This window comes from Mangrovimonas xylaniphaga, from assembly GCF_001280435.1.
GTDB lineage: Bacteria > Bacteroidota > Bacteroidia > Flavobacteriales > Flavobacteriaceae > Mangrovimonas_A > Mangrovimonas_A xylaniphaga.
In genome coordinates this window covers 359,481-383,962 of sequence record NZ_LBIP01000018.1, presented here as the reverse complement: position 1 = coordinate 383,962, position 24,482 = coordinate 359,481, and the positions used below count along the sequence as shown (strand labels likewise).

The window sequence follows — 24,482 nt, the reverse complement described above, 5'->3', positions numbered from 1 at the left end:
ATTCATTTTATTTAGCCACCACATCAAATGACTTTTCATATGTCATTAATGCCTCATATTCATATTTGGAAAAATCTGTAAAAGCTTCCGCTTCCCTAAACAATTTTAGCTTTTGAAAATCAGGTTCCTTATCATATTGTCTTATATAGTTGTAATATCCTCTATTTCTCAGAAAGTAAGTTCGCTTTGAGGGGTTTGCGTTTGATTCTATGGGAAAACTTATCGTAACCTCGTCTCCTACATTAGGTTGTATTAAATAATTGCTATCTGCGGTCAATAATGTTTCGGTAACATCCCTGCCCTGTTGATCGATAGCTTTATATGGAGTTATGTGTTCTATGGCTAAATCTACATTTTCTGAATAATCAATCCCTATATAATCGACCTCCCAAAACATAAACCCTGTTTCCAGCCTAACAGCAAGTTGCTCTCCTTCTACCTTACTCATATCTACAGCAACCGCCAAATCTCGATATGCCATAGGTCCTACAGTACGAAGTCGTTCAACCAACTCCCAACCATTTGTAGTCTTCACATATATCGTTAATGGGATGTGCTGGGCTTCTATCCAATCCAAACTCTTTCTTTTTGAACTAGTTTGCTGTTGCTTTTGAAACTCTGGATAGTAGGTTCCAAATTGTTCATTAAACTTTCCAAAGACATAGTCCAACCACAAAGAGTTCTTAACACTTAAATAGAGTTTTGCCTGGTTGGTTGCGACCTTTGGTTTCTCAAAAAGAAAGTCTACTCCCCGCACACTGGTATCTGAGTCCAATTCATTATTAAATTGAAATGGGCGACTGTCCTTTTCTAAAACCAAATCTAAATCGGTCTTCACCCCATGAACTACCGCCTGCTTTGGAGCGTGTAGTTTAGAGAATGTTTTGGGATTTCCACTTTGATCCATAAGTACTGAAATATCCGGAGAATGGCTAATCTCTACCAATTCTAAAAAATCTGTATGCTGGACTTCTTTCAGTTCATTGGTCACCTTAATGTCATAAGTGTTATTGGTTACTTTCATATCTGGTAATTTTAAATAGTCATCACATTGCATATTTGGCGTGATAATTCCTGGATACAACTCTCCTGCAAATTGATACTCATTACCGTCCTTGACATAAAGAAATGGGCAGGAACTCTTCGTGAGGGCCACAATTACTGCTACTAAAGCAATTACAGCTACAGTTCCTCCAAGGATATTAGCCGTAGTTCGTCCAGTATTTTTATCATTAACAGAGATAGAAGTGATGTCTGAAAAAGGAAAGCTTACCTCTGTTCCAAATTGTGGTGCTTCAGTATAATCAACATAAAAATGTAGCTCATTAAAAGGACTTTGGTCATTAGAATAACGATGTACTCGTTTATTTTCTCTAGGTTTAAGAGAAACATGTGATTCAAGTAAAGGAGCCGAAATACCTGAAATTGTACCATTTTCTTCATTGAGCGAAAAATCATTTAAATGCCAAATATGCCCCTTGGTATGGATGACAATGTAATTGTATGTTCTACTAAAATTTGCAATTTCATTAGAAATAGTGTCGGGTGTGGTAGCTATATCCCTCACGTTGTAATAGGAACATCCTATAATGAGATTTAAAAAGGCGATTGTCGATATAAGGGACAAACACACCCTTATTTTACCATTCTTAGAAAATACTTGAAGGGGCCTTAACCTAAAGTTACTTAAAGAAATCATGATGTGAAAATATTGCAAAGGAAGTCTTGTTTGCCCGAGATTTGAGAATCAAAAATCACCTAGATAATAACAATCTAGTAAAGGAAGAATTGTACTAAAGATACAACTTTTTTCAATTATAGTCCACCCCCTCCTTCTAGAGTTGCTTAACCTGTAAAAGCTTCTCAAAAAAGAAGTATCTTCGCGGCCATGTGGATGTATTTAGGATTATTGGCGGCGCTCTTTTTGGGCTTACACAACTTATGTAAAAAACACGCTGTTCAAGGGAACGAAGTGTACCCAGTACTTTTCGGGACGGTGTTCAGTGGATTTGTATTTATTGCAGCCTTTTATGTGTTAGCGCTCATAGACCCTGAAGCGGCCTTAAACAAAGGTTTTCACTTTCAAAACATCCCATGGCAAACCCATGGTTTTATTTTTATCAAATCGGCCATCATGGCCAGTTCTTGGGTCTTGGCCTATCAAGCCCTTAAGCATCTGCCCATCACCATCGTAACCCCCATACGTTCGGCAGGACCATTTTTCACCTTTATTGGCGCGATTGTCATCTATAAGGAAAGCCCGAACATGTTCCAATGGATGGGCTTCTTCCTCATCATTTTCTCGGTAATGCTCTATTCCAGAATTGGCAAAAAAGAGGGCATTAATTTTAAGCGCAACAAATGGATCTTTGCCATCATAGCTGCCACTTTTTTAGGAGCTAGCAGTGGACTTTACGATAAATTCCTCATTCAAAGTTTGGAGCTCAATCCGCAAACCCTGCAATTTTGGTTTTGCCTCTATACCCTACTCATTTTAAGCATCATTTTAGGCTTCACCTGGTTTCCTTATGCAGCCAAACGTCAAGCCTTTAAATTTAGATGGTCTATTGTTGGGGTTGGGGTCCTTCTGCAGGCCGCCGATTATTTTTATTTTAAAGCCCTGCAGGATCCAGAAGCCCTTATCATGTTGTTATCTGCTATCAAGCGCAGCCAGATAATCATTGCTGTAGTAATCGGTGGACTTATATTTAAGGAGAAAAACAAGCGTAAAAAATTGGTGCCTTTAATGGGCATCATGACGGGCGTCTTCCTGATTCTGTATTCATAAACAGTATCAAAAGCTCCTTTTGAATCATTTGGGTCGTGCAGACAGGTCAATCCTTTGCCTTTGCTTGACCGATACTTTCTCCAAACCGATAGTTTACTGAAAATAGAAACTTACCACCTACTTCATCTTCCAAAAGACCGGGCCCAGTATTGTGTTCCCTGTAGTGTTCCTTAAAAATATACATAAGGCGTACTCCCATATTTTTGGTAATCAAGGTTTCTAATGATAAATAGCTGGTTTCCAAATTCCAAATATATCCATATCGTAAACTATAATCAGGACTTAAACCAAAACTACTTCCTATACTGGAGCGATGGTATATCGTAGGATATGGAGAAGGAAACAGAAAGCCGTAATTATAATCAATATCCACATATTTTTTAGGGCCAAATCGTGCATGCACTTCTGGCAAAAACACATATTCCTTTTGGGCATCCTCAATATTTGTGGCGTCATAAAATTGATGTTTATTAACTCTTAAACTTCCCAACTGAAAGCCAACCCCTCCTCCTAGCCACTTGCCATCATAGGTCACAAAGGGGTTTACACCAAACACAAAATCCTTTTCGGTATTATTGTTTGTCAAATTGGTGCTTTTCACCATCCCCCCATGAACATTGGCGCCTAGCCTAAGCGATTTGTTGTTTTTTTCCTTTATATAGGAATAGCCAAGGCCTCCAACGTTATAAGTTTGTCTATAGTCTTCAGAATCATATACCGTACCGCAATCTCCTTGTTGTGGATTATACCTAACCGTATTTGCAAAATCACCAAACGACCCTCCCACATCAACACGATGGTAGGTTTTAATAGCGGTTTTATGGGTTGGGATGGTTTGGGCAAAAACAAATAAGGGCATCACTAACACCACACTTATGGCCATTCTGTAAGGCTTTAACCTGTTTTCTGTATAGAGATAATAAACCGAAAGTACAATAGCGGGGAAAAACTTCACCCAAATTACCAAAAGTTCATAAGTTGAAAACAGGTTCCTAAAACTATATAGACAGACCGAAATGACTACGATATACATAAAATCGGCATGAAGAAATGGGGAGTTTTCCCGCCCCCTTAGCCAATCGCTACCTTTGTAGCTTTCGTAAAACCATAAGACGCTTCCGGCAATCATACCATAAGCCAACATACTCCATTGATAGGATCGTAAGCCGGCATAATACAAAGTGCTGAACTGAGAGCCAGTAGGATCCCTAAAAAATTCAATTCCAAAGCGCATCATAAAAAACAGGGACAGTCCAAACAACAAGGCGCTTAGGGCCTTTTGCCATTTTTTATGGGTTTTCCAAACAAGATAGCCTATCAAAACCAACAAGACACTCTCATAAAGTTGCACAGGATGCACCGATAAAGACGCCAAGGCTTCAGGAGCAATCTGTCCCGCACTCCAATGGTTAAAATGGGCATGGGTTCCCTTAGTATATTGAACCGACCACATCCCATTGGACGGAATACCATAGCAACAACCATTAAAGAAACACCCCAGCTTAATAATTCCTAAAGCTATGGGGCAAATCCAGGCATATAAATTCAATATAAAACGTCCAAATCCGAAAATTCGTTGGGACACCAACAGTCCCAAAAAACCAAAAAACAGCCCTCCTATGGCCGACCGATTATTAAAATTTTGGGAATGCGAATTGATAGCCGTGATCCAATCTTCTACGGGAACGGTAAACAATCTTGAGCCTAAAACCGTAAACAAAGAAATCGTGGTCATCATTAAAAGAACCGATCTTAAATGATACCCTCTTTTGATACTTTTATAAAGTACCACACAAAAAATGAGCAAGAATGCTAAAAAATAACAGCACTGAAAAAGCACCCTGGGACTACCTACAAAATTTTCCATGATAAACACAATTAATTAAATAGGTATTGTACGGGAAGTGGGTTGGCTATTATATCAACATGGAAGAAATACTATATTAAATATAAGCATTTTCAGCCATAAAAGGAAGCTAAAAATAAGAATAGAAAGCAATTATAAGTGCATCCTCAGGTGCTAGTTTACCTCCAACTTATACCCAACCCCATGAATATTGACCAGTTGGATCCGTTCATCATCCTGTAGTTTTTTACGAAGCTTGGAAATATAGGTGTCCAAACTGCGCCCCACGACCACGCCATGGTCTTCCCAAACCCGTTTGCTCAGTTCATCACGGCTAATCACTTGGTTTGGGCGCTCCACAAACAGCTCTAACAGTTCGCATTCCTTTTTGGAAAGGGCTATTTCGGTGGCAGGCGTTACCAATTTGTGCTGTTCTGGATAGAACATAAAACGCCCCAAAGGTACTTCCTTGGTGGCCGCAAGCTCTGAAACCTCTAAGTGTTTTCGCCCAAAAAACCACCAGCCCAAAACACCTACAGGGAGTAGCCATAACCAAACCAAATTAGAGTTCGATCTTTGCCCTTCTATAAACTTCACATGGATTCTATAACAAGATTGTGGCAGCAAGCGGCCTTGGCACGGTACGATTCCCTGCTCCCCTTCCAGCCACATCTCATAGCTATAGGCCACTTCTGCATCTTCACACTGCAGTACTTCTACCAAATAACGATCCGAAAGTTCTGCCCGTTCCAAACTGCGCTCTACAATGGCCACCAAACTATCGGGTATAATTTGTAAGGACTGTTCAAAGGATAATTCATAGGTGGAAGGGTCCAAAGCTACCACAGGAAGCACTCGGGAACTGGAATCGCCAGATTGCAACAACAATTGGTGCCCTGCCTCACGTAAGCCTACTTTTATGCGTTCAGGAGAATGCTCTTTGACAGATTCGGAACAGGCTACAATTAGTAAACTTAGTAGCAACAATGTCACTTTATAATAGAGTTTTGTCATCATGGGTATCATAAGTACCGTAAATAACCAACATTTTTAGGACTTTTTACAAGCATTGACAGTTCTTTGACACTTTTTTGACATTTTTAAGAACTGTCCTCCATAGCTTTAGCATAACATTCAAATAACCCCGAACCTTCCGTGTTGAAGGTTCCATTTAAACCAAATTCTTATGAAAACAATTAGTAACTATGTGAGGCCGTATGTCGTTATTCTTGGGATAACACTCCCCCTCCTTTTCAATTGTCAAACCGACAAATACCAAAAATCGACAGCAGAAACTTCCCAATTGGCAATGGCTACAACAGAACACCCCATGGGGCCAATGATGTTTCCCAGAACTGAGGGACAAACACAAATAGATTCACTCTATGAAACCTCCTTCTATTTGGAAGATTTGGGAAATAACGACTACAACATTATTGTATACATGGGCTTAAAAGAACAATCGTATTATGCTTCTACAAATTCCTCTCATACCTACAAGGGACGTTTTACTTTTGACGTTGAAACCGATGATAAAATTCAATTGTTTGACGCACTCTCTGAAACATCTATTTTAAAAGAAGATATAGAGCCTCACTGCAATGGATATGGTGCTAACTGGATACGACAAAACACGTTCTACAAGCAGCCCTTCCATTTAAATAGCTCTGAGGATTTTTATATCATGGGATTTATACAATTTACCATTGAACCCCGTTGCACCAAGGAAGTCATCCCATTTGGTATCACCAATAAAGATGGGAATCTAAAGATTGTAATCACAAAATGTTAGAATTTCTAATGGATTAAAAAAAAAACCTCCAATGGAAATCTTTGGTCATTTTGAGCCAATTCCAATGGAGATGTCTTTATTTGATTTTACAATTAAAACTTACCAGACTTTGATTCTGTCTGTTTCAGCTTTAAAATTTTGGTCCCCTTCTTCCACATCAAAAGCCTCATAAAATGGCGTCATGTTCATTAAAGGGCCATTCACACGCCATATTGGTGGCGAATGTGGATCGGTTGCTACATAATTACGTAAGTACTCATCACGAGTCTTTACTCGCCAAATACGCGCCACCGACATAAAGAAACGCTGATCTGGACTATAGCCATTAATCTTGGCACTATCCTGTCCTTGGGCCGTCATTTTAAAAGCATCATAGGCAATGGCCACTCCTCCATTATCCGCTGTGTTTTCACCAACCGTCAAAGCCCCTTTTAGGTGGACACTATCCAACACGGTAAAAGCATCATACTGCTCAATAATCTGTTGGGTTTTGGCCTTAAACTTGGCATAATCCTCTTCAGTCCACCAGCTTTTAACATTTCCTTCCTTGTCATATTGCGCCCCTTGATCGTCAAAGGCATGGGTAAATTCATGGCCAATGACCATCCCTATACCTCCATAATTCACGGCATCATCGACATTTGGGTCAAAATAAGGAGGCTGTAAAATCCCTGCAGGAAACACAATTTCATTCAAAGATGGATTGTAATAGGCCGTCACGGTAGATGGTGTGGTGTACCATTCATCTCTATTAGGCGCCTTATTCAATTGGTTTAAATGATAGGCATAGTTGCTTTGATTTAAGGCCAATACATTTTCAAAATAATGCGTTTTGTCAATGTCAACCTCATAGGTTCTCCATACATCCGGATAGCCAATTTTTTTGGTTATGCTGTACAGTTTTTCTTTGGCTTTTACTTTGGTGCTATCACTCATCCAATCCAATTGGGTAATGCGCTTTTCCAAAGTCTTTTGAAGATTGTTTACCAATTCCAAAGCTCGCTTTTTGGCATTTTCATCAAAATAACGCTTCACATACAATTGCCCCAAAGCAAACCCCAATTGGCGGTCTACCTGTTGTACCATACGCTCAGCCCTAGTTTTTTGGACACTTTGTCCTGAAACCACCTTGGAATAGGCAAACTCCGCATCTTGAAAAGGAGTACTCAATATAGAAGCAAAAGCCGTCAAGGTATTGGCCTTTAAATAAGTTTTCCAATCATCCAAAGGCAGGGTGCCCAGCATTGTGTTAAGCGTTTCGAAATAGGCCGGCTGCATCACATCTACAGAGTCTACCGCCATTCCCAAATGCTCCAACATGGACTTCCAACCCATGTTTCCTTGTGTTTTGTCAAGCTCAGAAACAGCCAATTTATGGTAATTTGCCTGGGTATCCCGTAATTCCACTCGGGTTTTATGGGAAGCGGCCAATTGCTTTTCTATGGCATACACCTTTTGGGCATTGGCTTCTGCGTTGGAATCGCCTATCAACTCAAACAAAGTTCCTAAATAGCTTTGATAAGCCTTTTGAATGGCTTCCGAAGAAGGATCAGTTTGGAAATAATAATCCCGGTCTGGCAAACCCAATCCCATTTGTCCAAAATGGGCAATGTTCAAGGCGCTATTCTCCTGATCTGGATAAATAGAAGCGTTGATTAAAGAATAATTCCCAACTTTCATTTGATCGGCTACAAAAGCCATTAGTATTGCAGGGCTATCTAAAGCATCGATTTGTTCCAAAATTGGCTTTACTGGTTCAAAGCCACGCTGATCGATGCTTAGGGCATCCATCCCTGAGGCATAGAAATCGCCTAATTTCTGTTCAATGCTACCTTTAGGATAGTCTCCAACAGAGACATCCTCCAAAATGGTCTGCAACAATTTTTTCTGTGGAATATTTAAAAATCTATAGGAGCCCACCCCTACTTGGTCATCGGCAATTACGGCTTGGTCATACCAAGTTTTGTTGACGTGGCCAAAGAAATTATCTCCCGGCTTGATGGAAGGGTCAATCCCTTCAAAAATAAGAGCAGATTCCTGCGAAGCGTTATCGCTCACAGGCTGCTTGGAATCCTCTTTACAGCCCACCAATAAAGCGGCTACAAAAGAGATATAAAGAACTGGTTTCATAATGAATGGTTTGTGATGGTATCAAAAGTAAGTATTTTAAACCTAAATTTCATGATAGACATTTGAATGCCATACAACGCCTGTATTTGGAAATATCTAGACCTGTCCAATGTCAACTTCCTCCCAAAACCGTTATCTTTGGCCTCAAATATTACCTTATGTCAATAGCTATTCGGCATGTCAATGTCATGCGTTACATTACGCCTTTAAGAGAAGGCGGTTCCCTCCCAGCCATCGCCGAAGCAGATGATGGTTTTAATTATGTGGTGAAGTTTAGAGGGGCCGGCCATGGTGTAAAAGGACTCATTGCCGAATATTTGGGCTGTGAAATTGCCCGAAAATTGGGGCTGTTGGTACCAGAAGTTGTCTTTGCCGAATTGGATGAAGCTTTTGGTCGCACCGAAGGGGATGAGGAAATACAAGACCTCCTTAAATGGAGCCAGGGATTAAATATCGGATTGCACTACCTCTCGGGTGCTGTAAACTATGATCCTGTGGTGTTGACGCCAGATCCGCTTTTGGCCTCCAAAATTGTGTGGTTGGATGCTTTTATCACCAATATAGATCGCACTACGCGCAACACCAACATGCTTATTTGGAACAAAAACTTATGGTTGATAGACCATGGGGCGTCTTTCTATTTCCACCATTCTTGGAAAGACATTCCTTCCGCAGCCAAAACACCTTTCAACCTTATCAAAGATCATGTACTATTGCCTCAGGCCAGTGAACTGGAACAGGTGCATCAAGAGTTTAAAGCCTTGTTGACTGAAGAAGTCATCAGTGACATCGTGAACAACCTCCCAGACACTTGGTTGCATTGGGAAGGCTATCCCTATACTGAACAGGACTTAAAAAATGGCTATCTTGAGTTTCTAACCACAAGATTGGCTAATTCTGAAATCTTTACAAACCAAGCCATACATGCCAGAAAAGATCTTATATGAGTACGCCGTAATTCGTTACGTCCCTAAAGTGGAACGTGAAGAATTTATAAATGTAGGCATTGTCTTGTATGCCAAACAACACAACAGTATTCACCTGCACTATCATGTAGACCAAGCTCGTATTGCAGCCTTTAGTCCAGAAGCGGATATAGAGGCTTTAGAATCGCATTTGGAATCATTTAAACGCATTGCAGCTGGCGACAAAGCCTGTGGCTTGATTGCTCAAATGGATACAGCCTCTAGATTTAGATGGCTGACCGCGGTACGCAGTTCGGTTATTCAAACTTCTAGACCGCACCCTGGTTTTAGTACGAATTTGGAAGCCACCGCGCAAAAATTGTTTGAAGAGGTGGTATTGTAAAAAAATACTTTAAGGTTATAACGATGCCATATCAATCACAAAACGGTAATGTACATCACTTTTGAGCATGCGTTCATAAGCCTTATTGATATCCTGTATGTCAATCACTTCAATATCTGAGGTGATGTTATGTTCCCCGCAAAAATCCAAAAGCTCTTGAGTTTCGGCAATACCTCCAATCAAGGAGCCAGCTACCTTTTTACGCCCCATGATCATGGGCACCGAATTTAACATAGGGTCCAATGGCCCTAAATAGCCCACCAACACCAGAGTACCATTGGTATTTAAAGTGCCAATATAAGGGTTGACATCATGTACATAAGGCACTGTATCTATAATCACATCAAACTGTCCCTGTACGGCTGCCATCTCATCTTCATTCGTAGAGATGACTACAGCATCGGCTCCTAAATCCATAGCGTCTTGTATTTTGTTTTTGGAGCGAGAAAACAAGGTAACATGAGCGCCAAGCGCATCCGCCAATTTAATGGCCATATGTCCTAACCCACCGAGACCCACAACGGCCACCTTACTATCTTTCCCAACATTCCAATGGCGCAAGGGTGACCATGTGGTAATACCTGCACACAGTATGGGAGCTACTCCTGCCAAATCAAGATTTTCAGGTACACTCAATACAAAATGTTCATCTACCACAATACTTTCGGAATAGCCTCCATAGGTAGGCAAATCCAAATGTTTGTCATGGCCTCCATAGGTTCCAACCCATTCAGGACAATACTGCTCCAAGTCATTTTCACAATTGTTACAGGTACGGCACGAATCTACCAAACACCCTACAGCCACAATATCTCCAGCCTTATATTTACTCACACCTTCACCTACAGCCTTTACCTTCCCTACAATTTCATGTCCAGGGACTACAGGATACACACTAAATCCCCAATCGTTGCGCGCAAAGTGCAAATCGGAATGGCATACTCCACAATACAAAATATCGATTTCCACATCCTTATCTGTTACTTTTCGTCTCTTAATATCCATTTCCCCTAGGGCTGCATCCGCGGCTTCTGTACCAAATGCCTTAATACTTGTTGTGTCCATGACTTGTTTGATTTTCTTTTAATTAATTTAATATCAACACTTTAAAGTTACACAAATATTATGAGTCGGCGGAGTGCTTTCACCTCTTGATTCTTCCTATGCGATAATAAAAAAAAGAAACATGACAATATTTCAGATTTTGTCATTTGGCGTAGTTTATGGACTCGAAAGCTTAACCTACAAAAGTTCAAGGTGTAAAAGTTATACCATGCTTTGTAGACTAATAAAAAACTACGTTTATGAGTCAAGTAAAAGACAACAACACTGTAAAGGTGCACTACACTGGAAAACTAACCGATGGACAAATCTTTGACACCTCGGAAGGACGTGAACCTTTAGAGTTTACTTTAGGACAAGGAATGATGATCCCAGGATTTGAGAAGGGATTAATTGATATGAAACTAAACGAAAAGAAAACCATCAGCCTTACAAAGGATGAAGCCTATGGTGATGCGCACCCAGAATTGATACAGGAAGTTCAAAAAAGCCAATTACCTGAAGAATTGACACCCGAAGTGGGAATGTCATTAATTTCCACGGCTCCAGATGGTAGAGAACACCAATTATTGGTTATTGAGGTAAAAGAAGATAGTATTGTAGTGGATGCCAACCATCCTCTTGCTGGTAAAGACCTTATCTTTGATTTGGAAGTGGTTGATATTAAATAAATCACTTTAGGAAAGAACTATAAAGCCTGATAGCTATTAAAACTATCAGGCTTTTTCTTTACACAACTAATAATAATTGGTTGAGCCAATTTTGGGGAATTATAAGTCGGCTTGCTGAGAATTCAACACCAAGTCTCTATGAGCTACAAATAAGCCGCCTTCCTGTTCCAAATTAAGCATGCCCTGAAACTCTTGTTTATTCAATTTCTTTTTGCAACGGTTGGTCATTAATGGATCATCACTAAACACAAAGGCATCCAATTTATAGGCTTCCTCTCCAGGTGCCATCACAATAGGATGGATATGCTTCAAACCTCTTCGTCTAGGAAAGGCATTTGCCGCATAACTCGCTCCGGGTACGAAGGTGTAAAAAGTATAATTTCCATTGGCGTCGGTTTTTACCCAAGCACGATGGTACACATATTTTTTGTCATTTTGTTTTCTATTATCATACTCCCCATCTTCATTGGGCTGATAAATGAACAAAATAACATCTTTGGCAGGAGTCACGCCATCACTTTGATATATAGTTCCAGTAATCTTAAGTTTTTCCGCTTGCCCTGCATATCCAGGAATGGTATCTACAGAGCTTAAAGTAGCTTCTGTATAATCGTAAATAGGGCTCCTATTTTTATAATCTTCTGAAACATTATCCTGTCCATTTTGGGAATACACAACTCCCATCAAAAAAGCGGCACAAAAGAAGGTGAGTAGATTTTTCATAAGACATTTATTTTAAACACTTCAAAATTAGATAAGTATGTGTTTTTCTAATTAAAAATCTTATGAACGTAGAAATTTTACGATGTAATACCCGCAATTCATACCAACGTAAAAAATCATCGGTAAAAGGCAAAACGGTTCACCTTGTAAATGTGCAGTTTAGCCAATGCACAGTCAAAATGAACCGATGAATTCTCTTTGGAACTGGCCTGAATTTAGAAAACAGAAGTCAAAATCCATGTCCCAAAAAATGTGAAGCTTAGCTTGTCTCATCAAAAGCTGTACTATCTCAAATTGACAAGCTCAGCATAATATTAAGACGATTGCTCCATTTTAGCAGAAGCATAATCTGTATAGCCCTTTTCTCCTGGGGTATAAAACGTATCTTGGTCCCATTGGGCCCATTCTATATCCTGTTCGATACGCTCCACCAAATCGGGGTTGGAAATGAACGGTTTTCCAAAAGCTACCAAATCGGCATCACCGGACGAAATGACCTCATGTCCTGTTTCTGCTGTAAATTGGTTGTTGATCATTAAGGTACCATGGTACAACGGTCTGAAGTGTTTGGCTATATCTGTAACGGCATAAGGCACTTCCGATACATCTGTAAATGGTTCCGATAAATGTACATAGGCCAAATTGTAGTCGTTCAACTTCTTGATAATATACTCAAAGGTTGGAATCGTGTCTTTGTCCAAGGTAATTCCAAACAAATTGTGCAAAGACGGATTGAAACGTACCCCTATTTTTTCCTGAGGAATCACTTCGCTCATGGCATCCAATACTTCAAAAAAGAATCTAGCCCTATTTTCAATTGAACCTCCATATTCATCGGTACGCACATTAGAGGTTCCATTAAAAAATTGATGGAACAAATATCCGTTGGAAGAATGGATTTCTACGCCATCAAAGCCCGCTTCCATGGCATTGGTAGCAGCATTCATAAAATCATTGATGGTGTCTTCAATCTCAAATTTGGTCATTTCTTTTGGCGTCACGGTATCCTTAAAACCTTCTGGAGTAAAAGACTGTGAATTTGGATTGATGGCCGAAGGTGCCAAAGGCAATTCACCACGATGAAAATCAGGATGCGACATACGGCCCACATGCCATAATTGGATGAAGATCTTCCCTCCTTTATCATGGACACGTTTGGTCACCAATTTCCATCCCTCTACCTGAGCTTTGGAATAGATGCCGGGCGTATTAACATAGCCTACAGCGGCTTCAGAAACTTGAGAGCCTTCCGTAATGATCAATCCCGCCGAAGCACGTTGTTCATAATACAAGCCTTGAAGTTCATTGGTAGGAACTCGTTCTTCGTTAACAGCCCTACTGCGGGTCATAGGAGCCATGACAATTCGGTTTTTAAGACTTAAATTCTTAGAGTGGTAAGGTTGTAATAATGCGTTGTCTTTCATAATAATTAGGCTTTTGGTGAAACATTAAGCCCCCTACAATCATTTTGTTTTCGGATTGTAGAGGGCTTTTTCAAAACTTAAAATAATCTTTTTGGTTATACCAATTCTGTAACAAACTCTTCTTTTGGAGTTCTCACTTTCTTCATATCTACCAGCCAATCCTTTTCGGTATCTCTATAGCCTAGAGCTAAAATCAAGTTGCTCTTAAGCCCTTGGGATTTCAAATCCAATAATTCGTCCAATTGGTCTGGAATAAAGCCTTCCATTGGGGTAGCATCTACTTTTTGTTCAGCAGCCGCTGCAATGGCCATAGCAAAGGCAATATACGCCTGTTTAGCCGCATGGTTGGCATGCCACTCCTCTCCTAACGGTTCATACATTCCCCAAAGGCGCGTTTTGTAATCGTCCATAGTTTCTACAGGCAAATTACGCTCATTCATGGTTTTATTGAATACTTCTTCAATACGCTCTAAAGAATAGTTATCCCAGGCAGCAAATACCAATAAGTGGGAAGCATCTGTAATTTGGGGTTGATCAAAAGCAATAGGTCTTATCTTTTCTTTTAACTCTTGGTTAGTAATCACAAACACCTTATAAGGTTGCAACCCTGAAGACGAAGGCGATAATCTAGTGGCCTCCAATATATAATCGATTTTATCCTGCGGTACAGTAGCGCCGTTCATAGCCTTTGCAGCATAGCGCCAATTTAAATTCTCTACTAAACTCATAATCTTATACTTATTAAATTCTCGACAAATTTACATATATTTGCTAAACTAAAGTAAGTACTTAACAAAAGTATAGTACTATACAAGAGTATAGTAACTTATATTAAATGAATTATTATGGGATTACAGGAACAATTGGAGCTTATCGATAAGGCCAAAACATGTGAAAAGGCACACAGTACCTGCCGGGGTATTATTCAACCAGTACAAGACGCCCTTTATGTATTAAGCGGTAAATGGAAACTTCCCATCATTATTTCTTTGACCTTTGGTAACAAGCGCTTTAGTGAAATTGCCAAGGAAATTCCAAAAATAAGCGACCGCATGCTTTCCAAGGAATTAAGGGAATTGGAAATGAACCATTTGGTAAAACGCAAAGTTTACGACAGTATTCCAGTGGTGGTAGAATATACCCTAACCGATTACGGTAAAACCTTGGACACCGCCATTGAAGAATTATATAAATGGGGAAAGGAACACAGAAAGCGCATCACCGGAAAAACCGACTAAGACGCCTTTTGACGCTCTTTGTAGAGAATATTAAGAATCAAGCCTCCAATGATCAACAGAATGCCTACAAAGCTCCAAACCGTGTAAATATCCTGGAACCATAACAAGCCAATAATTAAGGTAAAAACCACTTCCATATATTTCATAGGTGCTACTAGTGCTGTAGCTGCCGTTTGAAATGCTTTGGTCATATATACTTGTCCAAAATACCCAAACACTCCCAATAACATCAACAAGCCCCATTCAATACCTTGAGGCGTTTGCCAATCTTTTATTGATAGCACGCCTCCCACAATCGTAGCAATAATCATAAAATAATTGACCACCACTACCGGATGGTCCTTCGTACCTATTTTACTGATTAAGGTATACACAACCCCACTAAAAACCGCTGCAATCAACACCAACATCAAGCCATAGGTGTTGAGTTGGGTGTCCAAACCTTTCAAAACCAATACTCCTAAAAAGGACATGGAAAAGAACAACCATTGCAATGGTTTAATACGCTCTTTTAAGAACAATACCGCAAAAATTGCGGCGAATATAGGTGCAATATAACGTAACGAAACTGCTGTGGCTACAGGTAAATATTTCATGGACATAAAGAAGAATGTCATAGAAGTCACTCCTGCCAATCCCCTAAGAACCAACAGCTTTTTTTGATTTCCCAAAATGGGAATACGGTTTTTCAGAAGGAACCCAAAGGTGAAGAACAAACTACTCATCGACCTAAAAAACACCAACTGAAATGCATTGATGTTTGAGAGGTATTTAACCGTCACATTCATAAGCGCAAACGCAAAAGTGCTGACGATCATGAATGTGATGGTTTTCTTTAAAGCCATAGGCTATTTTGAGTTATTTTGGAATTTGTTGACTCAGGCAATGTAAGGTTCCGAAGCCCCAAATCAAATCAATGGCGCTAATGCCAATCACCTCTCTATCTGGGAAACAGCCCGCAATAATGTTTAAGGCTTCCCTGTCTTTGGCATCGTTAAAGGTTGGCACCAATACACAATTGTTCAAAATCAAGAAATTAGCGTAGCTTGCAGGAAGTGTCAAATCTTCAAATTCAATTGCACTTGGCATTGGCAAAGTGACAATGTTAGGAGTCTTCCCATTTTCCAATACAGCATTCTGCAAACGCTTCAAATTGTCCTGAAGAGCATGATAGTTAGGATCCTCGGTATCGGATTCCACAACAGTGATAATGGTGTCCTCATTTACAAATCTGCATAGGTCATCAATGTGACCATGGGTGTCATCCCCTACAATACCATCACCCAACCAAATAACGTTAGTAACTCCCAAATACTCCTTAAAAACAACTTCATAATCCTCCTTGGTAAAGCCTTCATTACGCACTTGGATGTTAGGGTCCATCAAACATTCTTCTGAAGTCAACAAGGTACCTTTTCCATTGACATCAATGGCGCCTCCTTCCAAAATCACAGGTTTCCCTTTATAGGTAACTTGGCTAAGCGGTATGTTAAGGGTATCACTCACCTTTTGTGGCACATGTCTATCCAAAAGGTAATTCTTATACTTTGCCCAACCGTTGAAGTTAAAATTGAGTCCTTCACGTTTCCCTTCGTTATAAACTACTATAGGCCCTGAATCGCGCATCCAACTTCTATTGGTTTTATGGATGATAAAAGTAATCTGCTCCAAATTGACATGAGCCATAGTCAACATGCCTTCTACCTTTTCTTTTAGGGATTCATCAGCAACTACCAAAAACACTTCTTCGTGAGTAGTCACTTTTTTAATGAACTCTACAAAGGCCCATTGAATAGCTTGGTATTTACCAGGCCAATCATTGCCATTGTGCGGGAAACACAACAAAACGCCCTGTTGGGGCTCCCATTCTGCAGGAAACCTTCTCATTAATCTATTGCTCTTTTGGTAATATCTTCAAAGGCATCGATACGACGGTCTCTGAAAAATGGCCAGTTTTGACGTACATTCTCCTGAATATCCAAATCAACTTCTGCCATTAAAATTTCTTCTTGGTCATGTGAAGCCTGCGCTAGAATTTCCCCCTGTGGACCAGCAATAAAGGAAGCTCCCCAGAATTCAATCCCTGCCGTATCAGGTACATATTGCTCCAAACCAATTCTGTTGGCAGCAGCTACATACACACCATTGGCAACGGCATGTCCTTTCATCACATTCATCCAAGCGCCATATTGGTTTTCTCCATATTGCGCCTTTTCATGTGGATGCCATCCAATAGCTGTTGGATAAAACAATACTTCGGCGCCTTTAAGCGCTGTAAGACGCGCTGCTTCCGGATACCATTGGTCCCAACAAATAAGCGTCCCTATATTTCCTTTTTTGGTAGGGTTATTTTTAAACCCTAGATCCCCAGGTGTAAAATAGAATTTTTCATAAAAATGAGGATCGTCTGGGATATGCATTTTACGGTATAAACCTGCTTCGGTACCATCGGTATCAATAATGTAAGCACTGTTGTGATAAATACCCGCCATACGTTTTTCGAAAAATGGCACTACAATCACTACTCCTAATTTCTTGGCCAATTCACTAAAGGCTATAAACGACGTACTGTACAACGGTTCTGCCAAGGCAAAATTATCGGTATCCTCACTTTGGCAGAAATAATGACTACTGTAAAGCTCCGGCAAGCAGATAACTTCAGCGCCTTGACCAGCCGCCTTTTCTACCCAACTAAGACATTTTTTAAGGTTGTTTTCAGCCACATCATTAAGGTTGAGCTGAATAACCGCAATGGTATATTTTTTCTTAGACATATTACGATAATTAAAGGGTGTAAAATTACTTATTTTTTAGAACAAAGCGCTTAAAAAACCTTTTCTTTAAAAATGCTTTTATACAACATTATTTACATAAATAGATTTGTAACCCATCCATTTTCAACAGGTTACCTAAACATTGTTTTCTAGAGGCTCTTTAAAAGGAACAATAAATTCGATAAACTGCAAAGCGATAGCATTTTAACTAAAAAACAAGATACTACAACAAACAATTTTGTAGTGAGAGAATTCATTCACTACCTTTTTTATAGAAATATAAGGTTGCTCAAATCTTATCAAAAACCGAAACGTATGGATACAAATCTTTCGCTGTTCAATCAAATCAACAGTTTGTCCTATTGGTTGCTTATAGAAAGTAACTTTAAGAGCTCCATAGTTTTAGATGCCGAAAAGGACACCTATTACGTGAACATTACAAAAGGAAATCAACCTTTGTATGCCTACTGTATCAACCACTTTAGTAAAAAGAATAAAAACTTTTTAAAGTTTGAACTTATAGGTATTGTCAACAGTTTATTGCACATCAAACAGACCATTACTGAGAAAAAGCGCTACAGCGCCTAGATCAACCAAAGTTTATGAAAGACAGCCTCCTAATACAATAGAATTAGGAGGCTGTTATCTTTTCTATATGTACCATTCTTGTAATTGGCCAAACAATATATTTACCTCTGAAGTACTTCAATAATTAATTGACACAAAATCTTTTTAGCCCATACAATTCAATAAGTTACAAGAATTTCAAAACAATGTAAATATCCAATAGATAATAACAAGAACCGCAAAGACAAAACTAATAGCGAAGTATTTAATAGAGCTATGGACACATTTAAACTTACCATCAATAATCTTGCTCTCGGCATGAATTTGTTGCCCCAGTTGCTCATATAGTTTTTGTTGGCTTCCGCAAATTTCAATTAAATACTGCGTATATTCCTCTATGGAACCAAATTTGTAAACCGCATCGCTAAAGAAAAACACGTTCTTTTCATACCCACGCTCTATCTGTGGCTTAAAGCATTTAAAACAATAAAAAACGGATAGCAGCACAAAAAACATCCAACAAATGATACCAATCTTGGGAATAATTCCTTCTTCAAACAAATACGACAGGGTTTTTATCCTATCTACAAATATTCCCAAAATCAAACTGTGGAAAGAAAACACCACACCGGCCTTTAATTCGGAGGCACGGATGAGCTTTTCCAAACGTTCCAGCTGTTCCCAATAATTGTTAGGGTCCTGAATTACCATATGCTATCGATTTAATTGATTGCTTTGAATTACTGGGATGCACAACAAAATACATTTTCATCATCCCTTTATTTTTTACATCTACCTCTCCTCTATATTCACACTCAAACTCATCTTGAATCAGTTGATATGTGGTAGCTGAAATATTTATTCTGCCTTCTTCTGAATTAGATTCCATTCTAGAAGCAATATTTACAGTATCCCCCCAAACATCGTAAGCAAACTTTTTGCTTCCCACGACTCCTGCTACTACAGAACCTGTATGAATCCCCACACGGATGTTGAAATTCTTTTCCGTATGTTGGTTTTTACTGATTTCTTCCACAAAAGTTACAATTTCAAGAGCAGCTTTCACAATTTTTTTGGCATGGTCTTCAATTTCAAAAGGCAAACCGCCCACACACATATAGGCATCCCCTATGGTTTTAATCTTCTCAAGCCCATACTTCTCTATGATTTCATCAAATTTTGAAAAATAGAAATCTACCGTTTCCACTAAAGCTTCAGGTGTCAAACTTTCGGAGTATTTGGTAAACCCTACAAAATCCGTGAACAACACCGAAACCGATTCAAATCTATGCGAGGTTACTTTACCGGACTCCTTGAGCTCCTTTGCGGTTTCTTCTGGTAAAACATTCAACAACAATTGATCGGAACGTTGTTTTTCCTTTTCAATAATGCGTTTCGTTTTCTGGATAAAGGCGTTTCTTCTAAAAAGTCCGATAGCCAAAAGGCCAATTAAAAACAAGGCAATGGTTGTCGCGATTACAATGATTTTTTGAGTCCGTTTTTGTTGGTTGAGCAAATCGACTTCCAACTGTTTTTGAGAAACCTCAAAATCTGTACGTAAATCGGCCATATCCTGTACCTTCTGGATGTTGTTCAAACTATCCCGATAGGCCACATGTTTCTTGTATAAATGATAGGCATTTTCAATATCCCCTTGTTTTTCCTTCAATTCTGAAATCAACAAATAAGCATCTCCCATCTGCTCTTTAAGACCATATTCCTCTGCCAATTCGAGGCTTTGTTGAGCGAATTCCTGAGCCTTTTCAATATCTCCTTGCTCCTCATAAATCTGCGACATATAAGTAAGATAAACGGAAATGGGATAATAGTCTTCCAAATCTGTTAAAATAACTATGGCTTTATTTATATGTACTTTTGCTTCTTCATCTCTCCCCAAACTGGCATAAACCATCCCTAGATTCCCATAATTATAAGCCATCCCGATGGGATGGTCAACCGTTTTAAATATATCCCTAGAATTTTCAAAATAGTGAAGTGCCTTATCGTAATCCTTGATATTAAAAAACTCATCCCCAGCATTTAATAATGCCGATGCCAACTTAATAGAATCCTTTGTTTTTTGAAGTATGGCTATTCCTTCGTCGTAATACTTTAAGGCATTATCTGAATTTTCCATGATGGAATAGACATCCGCAATGGAAATCAACACTCCTCCTTCCCCTCTTAAATCGTTAAGCTTCTTGGCTAAGTTCAAGCTGTAGAAATAAGCCTCCAAAGCTTCAACATTTTTTCCCAAATCCCTCAGAGCATTCCCCTTTTGTAAATACCCACTGTGAACATAATTTAAAGAATCGGCCAAAACAGCTTTGGCTATCAGTAGTTCAGCATATTCCAATTTACTACTAGGCTGTACTTGGTTTTCTGCAATATCCTTGATGAGCTGCAACTCGTTTTCACCATAGGTTTTTGACGTGTACAATTGCACAAGACTGTCTGCAATTTTTTGGTTTTGAGTTACACCAAAATTGAAAAACAAACAAAACAACCCTATTATGCAATAGGGTTTTCTCTTGAAATTATACATTCGCAAAACCGTTCCTAATTATTTATTTTGAGTTTTGGATCGTCAGAATAGCTTGCGCTGTCTCCATCTATTGTAAACCCAATACTGTAGGTCTCCTCACTACCATTAGTGGCATTAGACGCAACTGTAGCTTGGACATTTCCATTTGCAAAAGTTTGCATATTAGTAAGAAAATCGGAAGGCGAATCAGGCTTTTTGGTTATTGAAATAGAACTAATCCCACTACTGAAATCGGGCACCCAAGTTACATTAGCACCTGGGCTAACGTCTGTTGTCAAATCGTTATCGCCCGAATCTTCCTCGGAATCTTTCAATTTAAGTTTAGGTGTACTGGATTGGGAGTTTTTAAGGCTTACGGTAATAATTACAGCATTACTCATGATAACAAATATTAAATTGATTAAAAAATTAAACTTTGCTAAGAAAGCAGAACCATGAATAAGTAAACCTAAAAGTAAATATGTGGGCTTTTAATTATGCTATCAATCAAAAATCCTAAGTGAATAGATTAAATATACTACAATTGACTGAATTAGACTAATTTATTTCAGTTTGAGACTTCAACAAAAAAGCCTCCTGATTAGGAGGCTTTTTTTAAATGAGATTTTAATGTTCCAAGAGCTCATACCCCTGTTCCACACCTTTTTCTATGGCAGGTACACCTTTTTCCATCCAAAGCGGTTTTGGAGCTCCTTTCAGGAAATAATCAAAATACTGTGCCAACCTAATGTTGAAATCTTTTTTGTTTTGATACTTCTGCGGCCAATGAGGCTCTCCTTCATAATTCAAAAACCAAGATGGCTTCCCTAATCTTCTTAAACTTACAAACAGTTCGATTCCTTGGTACCAAGGCACATGACCATCGGCATCGTTATGCATAATCAATAACGGTGTGTGAATTTTATCGATATTGAAAATAGGCGAGTTTTCAATATAGCGCATCGGGTACTCCCAAGGCGTACCTCCTATTCTACTTTGCCCATGCTCATACTGAAACTGTCTGCTTAAACCTGTCCACCATCTAATCCCTCCATAAGCACTAATCATGTTTGGGACTGGCGCTCCTGCTTCTGCAGCCTTAAACATATTCGTTTTGGTCACCAAATAAGCAATCTGGTATCCTCCCCAGCTATGGCCTTGAACGCCAATATTGTCCTTATCGACAAAACCTTTCTCGATTAAAGAGGCAACTCCAGGAAGTACACAGTTTAAAGAACTTTCTCCTGGATATCCTTCGCGATAAGTGACATCCGGATTGAAAATCAAATACCCCCTACTGGCATAAAAACTGTAGTTGATTGTAGACCTTCCAAACGATGGCGTGTGATGTTTATATAAATTATCTGAACTGCGCTCATAGAAATTCACCAGCATTGGATAGGTTTTGTTAGGATCGAAATTTTCAGGTTTCACCAACATTCCCGTCATAGGTTTACCATCCAAAGAATTCCAATGTACCAACTCAATCGTTCCCCAATTAAATTCCGATTGCTGCGGATTGGCATCACTTAAACGGACATCTGTTTTAAAATCATCCTCTGTCAGCCTAAGATCAGGGAACTCTTCAAAAGATTCCCGAGTAAAGACTAAAGCATCATGATTATCAGCTTTCTTTGGTTTGCCAAATTTATAAGGTCCAAAAACCAATTCTTGTAGATTGTTTGTTTTAGGATTGAATTGAGCAAATCCAGATTCCTTGGTTTCATCATTGAAAATAGACAATAACCAAGTTCCATTTGGATCTATTGACTCCTCCTCCTTATCCAATTTTATATGCCTGTAAACCTTTTTGGAGTTTCTTCCATTGGTAAGCTTGCTGCCTTTTCCCGTTTCAGGGTTGAACATCCAAATATCGAAACGATCATAAAGCAACAATGTTTTATCGTCTGTCGTCCATCCAGCACTTCCATAAGCAGAGGGAGGTAATGGTACGTCATTCAACTCATCGGCAAAGACCATTCCTTTCGTCAATTCTATTTTTGTTCCTTTTTTTATGTTATACACAAACCAAGTGCTATCAACTTCATGATAACCGTAAACATAATTCCCCTTAGGACTTAATTTGGCCGATGGAACAGCATTTAAAATTGGGGTTGTTTTACCATCCTTTGTGTTGATAAGGGCATAATCCCTCAACCACATTCCAGACCATTGACTTTCCAAAGTATAAGGCTGTTCTGTATAAGCCAAAGCCCATTCTGCATTTCCGTGATCTTCCAATTCAACATTTGGAAATGCTTCGGTAGCCAACTGCACCACTTTTTGACGCTTTAAATCGAATATTGTTGTGTACGACTTAATACTGTCTTTTTTCAATTCCAATTCCTGAACCGTGTACAATCTTGGCTCGTCGTAGGTCCAAACCTCCACATTTACAATCTCTTCGTCCAAAAGTGTCGTATCCTTTTCCACGGGAGGTTTTCTAAGTCCGAAATACAATTTGGATTCATCTCTTGAGAACATTAAATTTTCATGAGAAGACACCAAATATCCTTTAGGAGCATTAGCATTATCCACTACTTTTGAAGCTTTATCACTTCCTTCTTTCCATACAAATAACTCATTGGGTTTAACATGAACTTTAGTAGTATCTTGATCTGCAATGAATCCTAAATATTTCCCAGACTCACTAAAGTTGATATGAGAATACGTTGCTCTTTTTACATCGTGAACTTTAGTACTTTTTTTACTGTTCAAATCCACTACAAATACACCAGCATTTTCGTTGTTTTCATCTCCTGTAGTTGTGTAGGCCAATCTATTTCCAAACTTAGAAAACGTGTAATTGGTTACATATTTTATGGTATCACCCTGTAAGGAACTCAAGTTCATCAACACCAAATGAAAACCATTCTTCTTGTTGGTCTTTTTTTCCTTCTTATCCGAAGCCTCTGATGAACCTTCACTGTCCTTGGATTTCTTGTTAACTGCCTCCAATTCCATCGCTACAAATCCGGACCATTTTTCTGGAATTTTATACGATTTTAGATTCCCAAACTTGAACAAAGCACGTCGATCCAAATTGAAAATAGCCAAGGAATCTTTTGGCAAATCTTTCGTATCTACTTTCCTGCGTTTCATATCCATCACGGAATCTTTCGATGGCGACACCTGGAAAAGCAAATATTTGGAATCAAAAGTAAACTGTCCTTTTTGAGCACGTTCATGTTCTAAAATTGATGCACCGGATTTGTCCTTAACTTCTAAAGAAGAATTGAAATTCTCTACAGCCAAATCATAGACCACAAATTGTCCATTAGGAGAAATTTGAGAGTGTTGAATTGTTTTCCACTGCGTTACATCCGCATGGTCCATTACTTTTTTTTGGGAAAACATAGGGAAAGCCAACAAACAAAGTAGGCCAGAAATGTAAATTTTCATTGGGTAGTTTTTAAAGGAGAACAAAGATAATTATTTAGGAAAAAACACTTCAAAATTTAAAAATCATTAACAATCAACATGTAAGCTATTTCTTCTTGCTAACAATCACAACTTAACCATAGCTTAACATTGCTAAAAAAATAACAGTATTCATTAATTTTATAAAATTCAAAAAATGAAGATTCTTCAAAAATTTTAAATGGAAACACTTGATTGTTAATAAATTGTTGACA

The 24,482-nt window shown here is 38.9% G+C and carries 22 protein-coding genes; 7 read left to right on the top strand and 15 right to left on the bottom strand.

The annotated features are described in order from the left end of the window. Window positions 1–7: 7 nt before the first annotated feature. On the bottom strand, window positions 8–1,627 hold the full coding sequence (locus ZA06_RS12705; RefSeq protein WP_157503256.1) for a hypothetical protein: 1,620 nt from the start codon (window positions 1,625–1,627) through the stop codon (window positions 8–10). A 261-nt stretch (window positions 1,628–1,888) separates the two neighbouring features. Between ZA06_RS12705 and ZA06_RS12700 the strand changes: the two genes are divergently transcribed. Then, window positions 1,889–2,788, top strand: coding sequence for an EamA family transporter (locus tag ZA06_RS12700; protein ID WP_053977843.1), 900 nt, complete (start codon window positions 1,889–1,891; stop codon window positions 2,786–2,788). Between the two features lie 46 nt (window positions 2,789–2,834). Here ZA06_RS12700 and ZA06_RS12695 read toward each other — a convergent pair whose 3' ends face one another. Both ZA06_RS12695 and ZA06_RS12690 read right to left on the bottom strand, forming a co-directional pair. Further along, window positions 2,835–4,655, bottom strand: a complete 1,821-nt coding sequence (locus ZA06_RS12695; RefSeq protein ID WP_082332023.1) for a prolipoprotein diacylglyceryl transferase family protein — start codon at window positions 4,653–4,655, stop codon at window positions 2,835–2,837. Window positions 4,656–4,808: 153 nt separating this feature from the next. Further along, entirely contained in the window at window positions 4,809–5,651 is an 843-nt protein-coding gene (locus ZA06_RS12690; RefSeq protein ID WP_168155226.1) for a winged helix-turn-helix domain-containing protein, read from the bottom strand. A gap of 169 nt (window positions 5,652–5,820) precedes the next feature. On the opposite strand from ZA06_RS12690, the gene ZA06_RS12685 reads away from it, so the two are divergent. Beyond that, window positions 5,821–6,426 (top strand): hypothetical protein, encoded by a 606-nt coding sequence (locus ZA06_RS12685; protein ID WP_053977840.1) that lies wholly within the window; start codon window positions 5,821–5,823, stop codon window positions 6,424–6,426. 99 nt (window positions 6,427–6,525) lie between these two features. Here the strand turns inward: ZA06_RS12685 and ZA06_RS12680 are convergent, their stop codons facing one another. Continuing rightward, window positions 6,526–8,556, bottom strand: a complete 2,031-nt coding sequence (locus tag ZA06_RS12680; RefSeq protein ID WP_053977839.1) for a M13 family metallopeptidase — start codon at window positions 8,554–8,556, stop codon at window positions 6,526–6,528. A 158-nt stretch (window positions 8,557–8,714) separates the two neighbouring features. On the opposite strand from ZA06_RS12680, the gene ZA06_RS12675 reads away from it, so the two are divergent. Then, window positions 8,715–9,503, top strand: a complete 789-nt coding sequence (locus ZA06_RS12675; RefSeq protein ID WP_053978087.1) for a HipA family kinase — start codon at window positions 8,715–8,717, stop codon at window positions 9,501–9,503. Then, on the top strand, window positions 9,481–9,864 hold the full coding sequence (locus ZA06_RS12670; RefSeq protein ID WP_053977838.1) for a DUF3037 domain-containing protein: 384 nt from the start codon (window positions 9,481–9,483) through the stop codon (window positions 9,862–9,864). The genes ZA06_RS12675 and ZA06_RS12670 overlap by 23 nt, the downstream gene beginning before the upstream one ends. A gap of 15 nt (window positions 9,865–9,879) precedes the next feature. Here the strand turns inward: ZA06_RS12670 and ZA06_RS12665 are convergent, their stop codons facing one another. Continuing rightward, window positions 9,880–10,929, bottom strand: coding sequence for an NAD(P)-dependent alcohol dehydrogenase (locus ZA06_RS12665; RefSeq protein WP_053977837.1), 1,050 nt, complete (start codon window positions 10,927–10,929; stop codon window positions 9,880–9,882). A 239-nt stretch (window positions 10,930–11,168) separates the two neighbouring features. Here ZA06_RS12665 and ZA06_RS12660 point away from each other — a divergent pair, with 239 nt between their 5' ends. Continuing rightward, entirely contained in the window at window positions 11,169–11,597 is a 429-nt protein-coding gene (locus ZA06_RS12660) for an FKBP-type peptidyl-prolyl cis-trans isomerase (protein ID WP_053977836.1), read from the top strand. 99 nt (window positions 11,598–11,696) lie between these two features. On the opposite strand, the gene ZA06_RS12655 is transcribed toward ZA06_RS12660, so the two are convergent. From ZA06_RS12655 to ZA06_RS12645, 3 genes are all read right to left on the bottom strand, one after another. Then, window positions 11,697–12,320 carry a peptidase associated/transthyretin-like domain-containing protein gene (locus ZA06_RS12655; RefSeq protein ID WP_082332022.1) on the bottom strand — a complete coding sequence of 208 codons (624 nt, stop codon included), beginning with the start codon at window positions 12,318–12,320 and terminating at the stop codon, window positions 11,697–11,699. A 314-nt stretch (window positions 12,321–12,634) separates the two neighbouring features. Continuing rightward, window positions 12,635–13,744, bottom strand: a complete 1,110-nt coding sequence (locus tag ZA06_RS12650; RefSeq protein WP_053977834.1) for an alkene reductase — start codon at window positions 13,742–13,744, stop codon at window positions 12,635–12,637. Window positions 13,745–13,839: 95 nt separating this feature from the next. Continuing rightward, on the bottom strand, window positions 13,840–14,472 hold the full coding sequence (locus ZA06_RS12645) for a nitroreductase family protein (protein ID WP_053977833.1): 633 nt from the start codon (window positions 14,470–14,472) through the stop codon (window positions 13,840–13,842). Between the two features lie 117 nt (window positions 14,473–14,589). On the opposite strand from ZA06_RS12645, the gene ZA06_RS12640 reads away from it, so the two are divergent. After that, window positions 14,590–14,982, top strand: a complete 393-nt coding sequence (locus tag ZA06_RS12640) for a winged helix-turn-helix transcriptional regulator (RefSeq protein WP_053977832.1) — start codon at window positions 14,590–14,592, stop codon at window positions 14,980–14,982. On the opposite strand, the gene ZA06_RS12635 is transcribed toward ZA06_RS12640, so the two are convergent. Genes ZA06_RS12635 through ZA06_RS12625 form a run of 3 tightly spaced genes read right to left on the bottom strand, consistent with a single transcriptional unit; the run spans window position 14,979 to window position 17,756 of the window. Next, window positions 14,979–15,827 carry a DMT family transporter gene (locus tag ZA06_RS12635; RefSeq protein ID WP_082332021.1) on the bottom strand — a complete coding sequence of 283 codons (849 nt, stop codon included), beginning with the start codon at window positions 15,825–15,827 and terminating at the stop codon, window positions 14,979–14,981. The genes ZA06_RS12640 and ZA06_RS12635 overlap by 4 nt on opposite strands. 13 nt (window positions 15,828–15,840) lie before the next feature. Continuing rightward, window positions 15,841–16,869 carry an agmatine deiminase family protein gene (locus tag ZA06_RS12630; protein ID WP_053977830.1) on the bottom strand — a complete coding sequence of 343 codons (1,029 nt, stop codon included), beginning with the start codon at window positions 16,867–16,869 and terminating at the stop codon, window positions 15,841–15,843. After that, complete coding sequence (locus ZA06_RS12625) at window positions 16,869–17,756, bottom strand: carbon-nitrogen hydrolase (RefSeq protein WP_053977829.1); 888 nt, start codon at window positions 17,754–17,756, stop codon at window positions 16,869–16,871. Before ZA06_RS12625 ends, ZA06_RS12630 begins: the two co-directional genes overlap by 1 nt. Window positions 17,757–18,071: 315 nt before the next feature. Between ZA06_RS12625 and ZA06_RS12620 the strand changes: the two genes are divergently transcribed. Continuing rightward, window positions 18,072–18,344, top strand: coding sequence for a hypothetical protein (locus ZA06_RS12620; RefSeq protein ID WP_053977828.1), 273 nt, complete (start codon window positions 18,072–18,074; stop codon window positions 18,342–18,344). Between the two features lie 177 nt (window positions 18,345–18,521). Here the strand turns inward: ZA06_RS12620 and ZA06_RS12615 are convergent, their stop codons facing one another. The 4 genes from ZA06_RS12615 to ZA06_RS12600 form a co-directional block, all read right to left on the bottom strand. After that, window positions 18,522–19,034 (bottom strand): Pycsar system effector family protein, encoded by a 513-nt coding sequence (locus ZA06_RS12615; RefSeq protein ID WP_053977827.1) that lies wholly within the window; start codon window positions 19,032–19,034, stop codon window positions 18,522–18,524. Further along, window positions 19,015–20,769, bottom strand: a complete 1,755-nt coding sequence (locus ZA06_RS12610) for an adenylate/guanylate cyclase domain-containing protein (protein WP_240472250.1) — start codon at window positions 20,767–20,769, stop codon at window positions 19,015–19,017. Before ZA06_RS12610 ends, ZA06_RS12615 begins: the two co-directional genes overlap by 20 nt. A 113-nt stretch (window positions 20,770–20,882) precedes the next feature. Continuing rightward, complete coding sequence (locus ZA06_RS12605) at window positions 20,883–21,248, bottom strand: hypothetical protein (protein ID WP_053977825.1); 366 nt, start codon at window positions 21,246–21,248, stop codon at window positions 20,883–20,885. 226 nt (window positions 21,249–21,474) lie between these two features. Beyond that, window positions 21,475–24,249, bottom strand: coding sequence for an alpha/beta hydrolase family protein (locus ZA06_RS12600; RefSeq protein WP_053977824.1), 2,775 nt, complete (start codon window positions 24,247–24,249; stop codon window positions 21,475–21,477). Window positions 24,250–24,482 lie beyond the last annotated feature (233 nt).

Coding starts and splice junctions, on each gene's coding strand:
- ZA06_RS12700 (WP_053977843.1), top strand. CDS start 1,889: ATGTGGATGTATTTAGGATTATTGGCGGCGCTCTTTTTGGGCTTACAC.
- ZA06_RS12695 (WP_082332023.1), bottom strand. CDS start 4,655: ATGGAAAATTTTGTAGGTAGTCCCAGGGTGCTTTTTCAGTGCTGTTAT.
- ZA06_RS12690 (WP_168155226.1), bottom strand. CDS start 5,651: ATGATGACAAAACTCTATTATAAAGTGACATTGTTGCTACTAAGTTTA.
- ZA06_RS12685 (WP_053977840.1), top strand. CDS start 5,821: ATGAAAACAATTAGTAACTATGTGAGGCCGTATGTCGTTATTCTTGGG.
- ZA06_RS12680 (WP_053977839.1), bottom strand. CDS start 8,556: ATGAAACCAGTTCTTTATATCTCTTTTGTAGCCGCTTTATTGGTGGGC.
- ZA06_RS12675 (WP_053978087.1), top strand. CDS start 8,715: ATGTCAATAGCTATTCGGCATGTCAATGTCATGCGTTACATTACGCCT.
- ZA06_RS12670 (WP_053977838.1), top strand. CDS start 9,481: ATGCCAGAAAAGATCTTATATGAGTACGCCGTAATTCGTTACGTCCCT.
- ZA06_RS12665 (WP_053977837.1), bottom strand. CDS start 10,929: ATGGACACAACAAGTATTAAGGCATTTGGTACAGAAGCCGCGGATGCA.
- ZA06_RS12660 (WP_053977836.1), top strand. CDS start 11,169: ATGAGTCAAGTAAAAGACAACAACACTGTAAAGGTGCACTACACTGGA.
- ZA06_RS12655 (WP_082332022.1), bottom strand. CDS start 12,320: ATGAAAAATCTACTCACCTTCTTTTGTGCCGCTTTTTTGATGGGAGTT.
- ZA06_RS12650 (WP_053977834.1), bottom strand. CDS start 13,744: ATGAAAGACAACGCATTATTACAACCTTACCACTCTAAGAATTTAAGT.
- ZA06_RS12645 (WP_053977833.1), bottom strand. CDS start 14,472: ATGAGTTTAGTAGAGAATTTAAATTGGCGCTATGCTGCAAAGGCTATG.
- ZA06_RS12640 (WP_053977832.1), top strand. CDS start 14,590: ATGGGATTACAGGAACAATTGGAGCTTATCGATAAGGCCAAAACATGT.
- ZA06_RS12635 (WP_082332021.1), bottom strand. CDS start 15,827: ATGGCTTTAAAGAAAACCATCACATTCATGATCGTCAGCACTTTTGCG.
- ZA06_RS12630 (WP_053977830.1), bottom strand. CDS start 16,869: ATGAGAAGGTTTCCTGCAGAATGGGAGCCCCAACAGGGCGTTTTGTTG.
- ZA06_RS12625 (WP_053977829.1), bottom strand. CDS start 17,756: ATGTCTAAGAAAAAATATACCATTGCGGTTATTCAGCTCAACCTTAAT.
- ZA06_RS12620 (WP_053977828.1), top strand. CDS start 18,072: ATGGATACAAATCTTTCGCTGTTCAATCAAATCAACAGTTTGTCCTAT.
- ZA06_RS12615 (WP_053977827.1), bottom strand. CDS start 19,034: ATGGTAATTCAGGACCCTAACAATTATTGGGAACAGCTGGAACGTTTG.
- ZA06_RS12605 (WP_053977825.1), bottom strand. CDS start 21,248: ATGAGTAATGCTGTAATTATTACCGTAAGCCTTAAAAACTCCCAATCC.
- ZA06_RS12600 (WP_053977824.1), bottom strand. CDS start 24,249: ATGAAAATTTACATTTCTGGCCTACTTTGTTTGTTGGCTTTCCCTATG.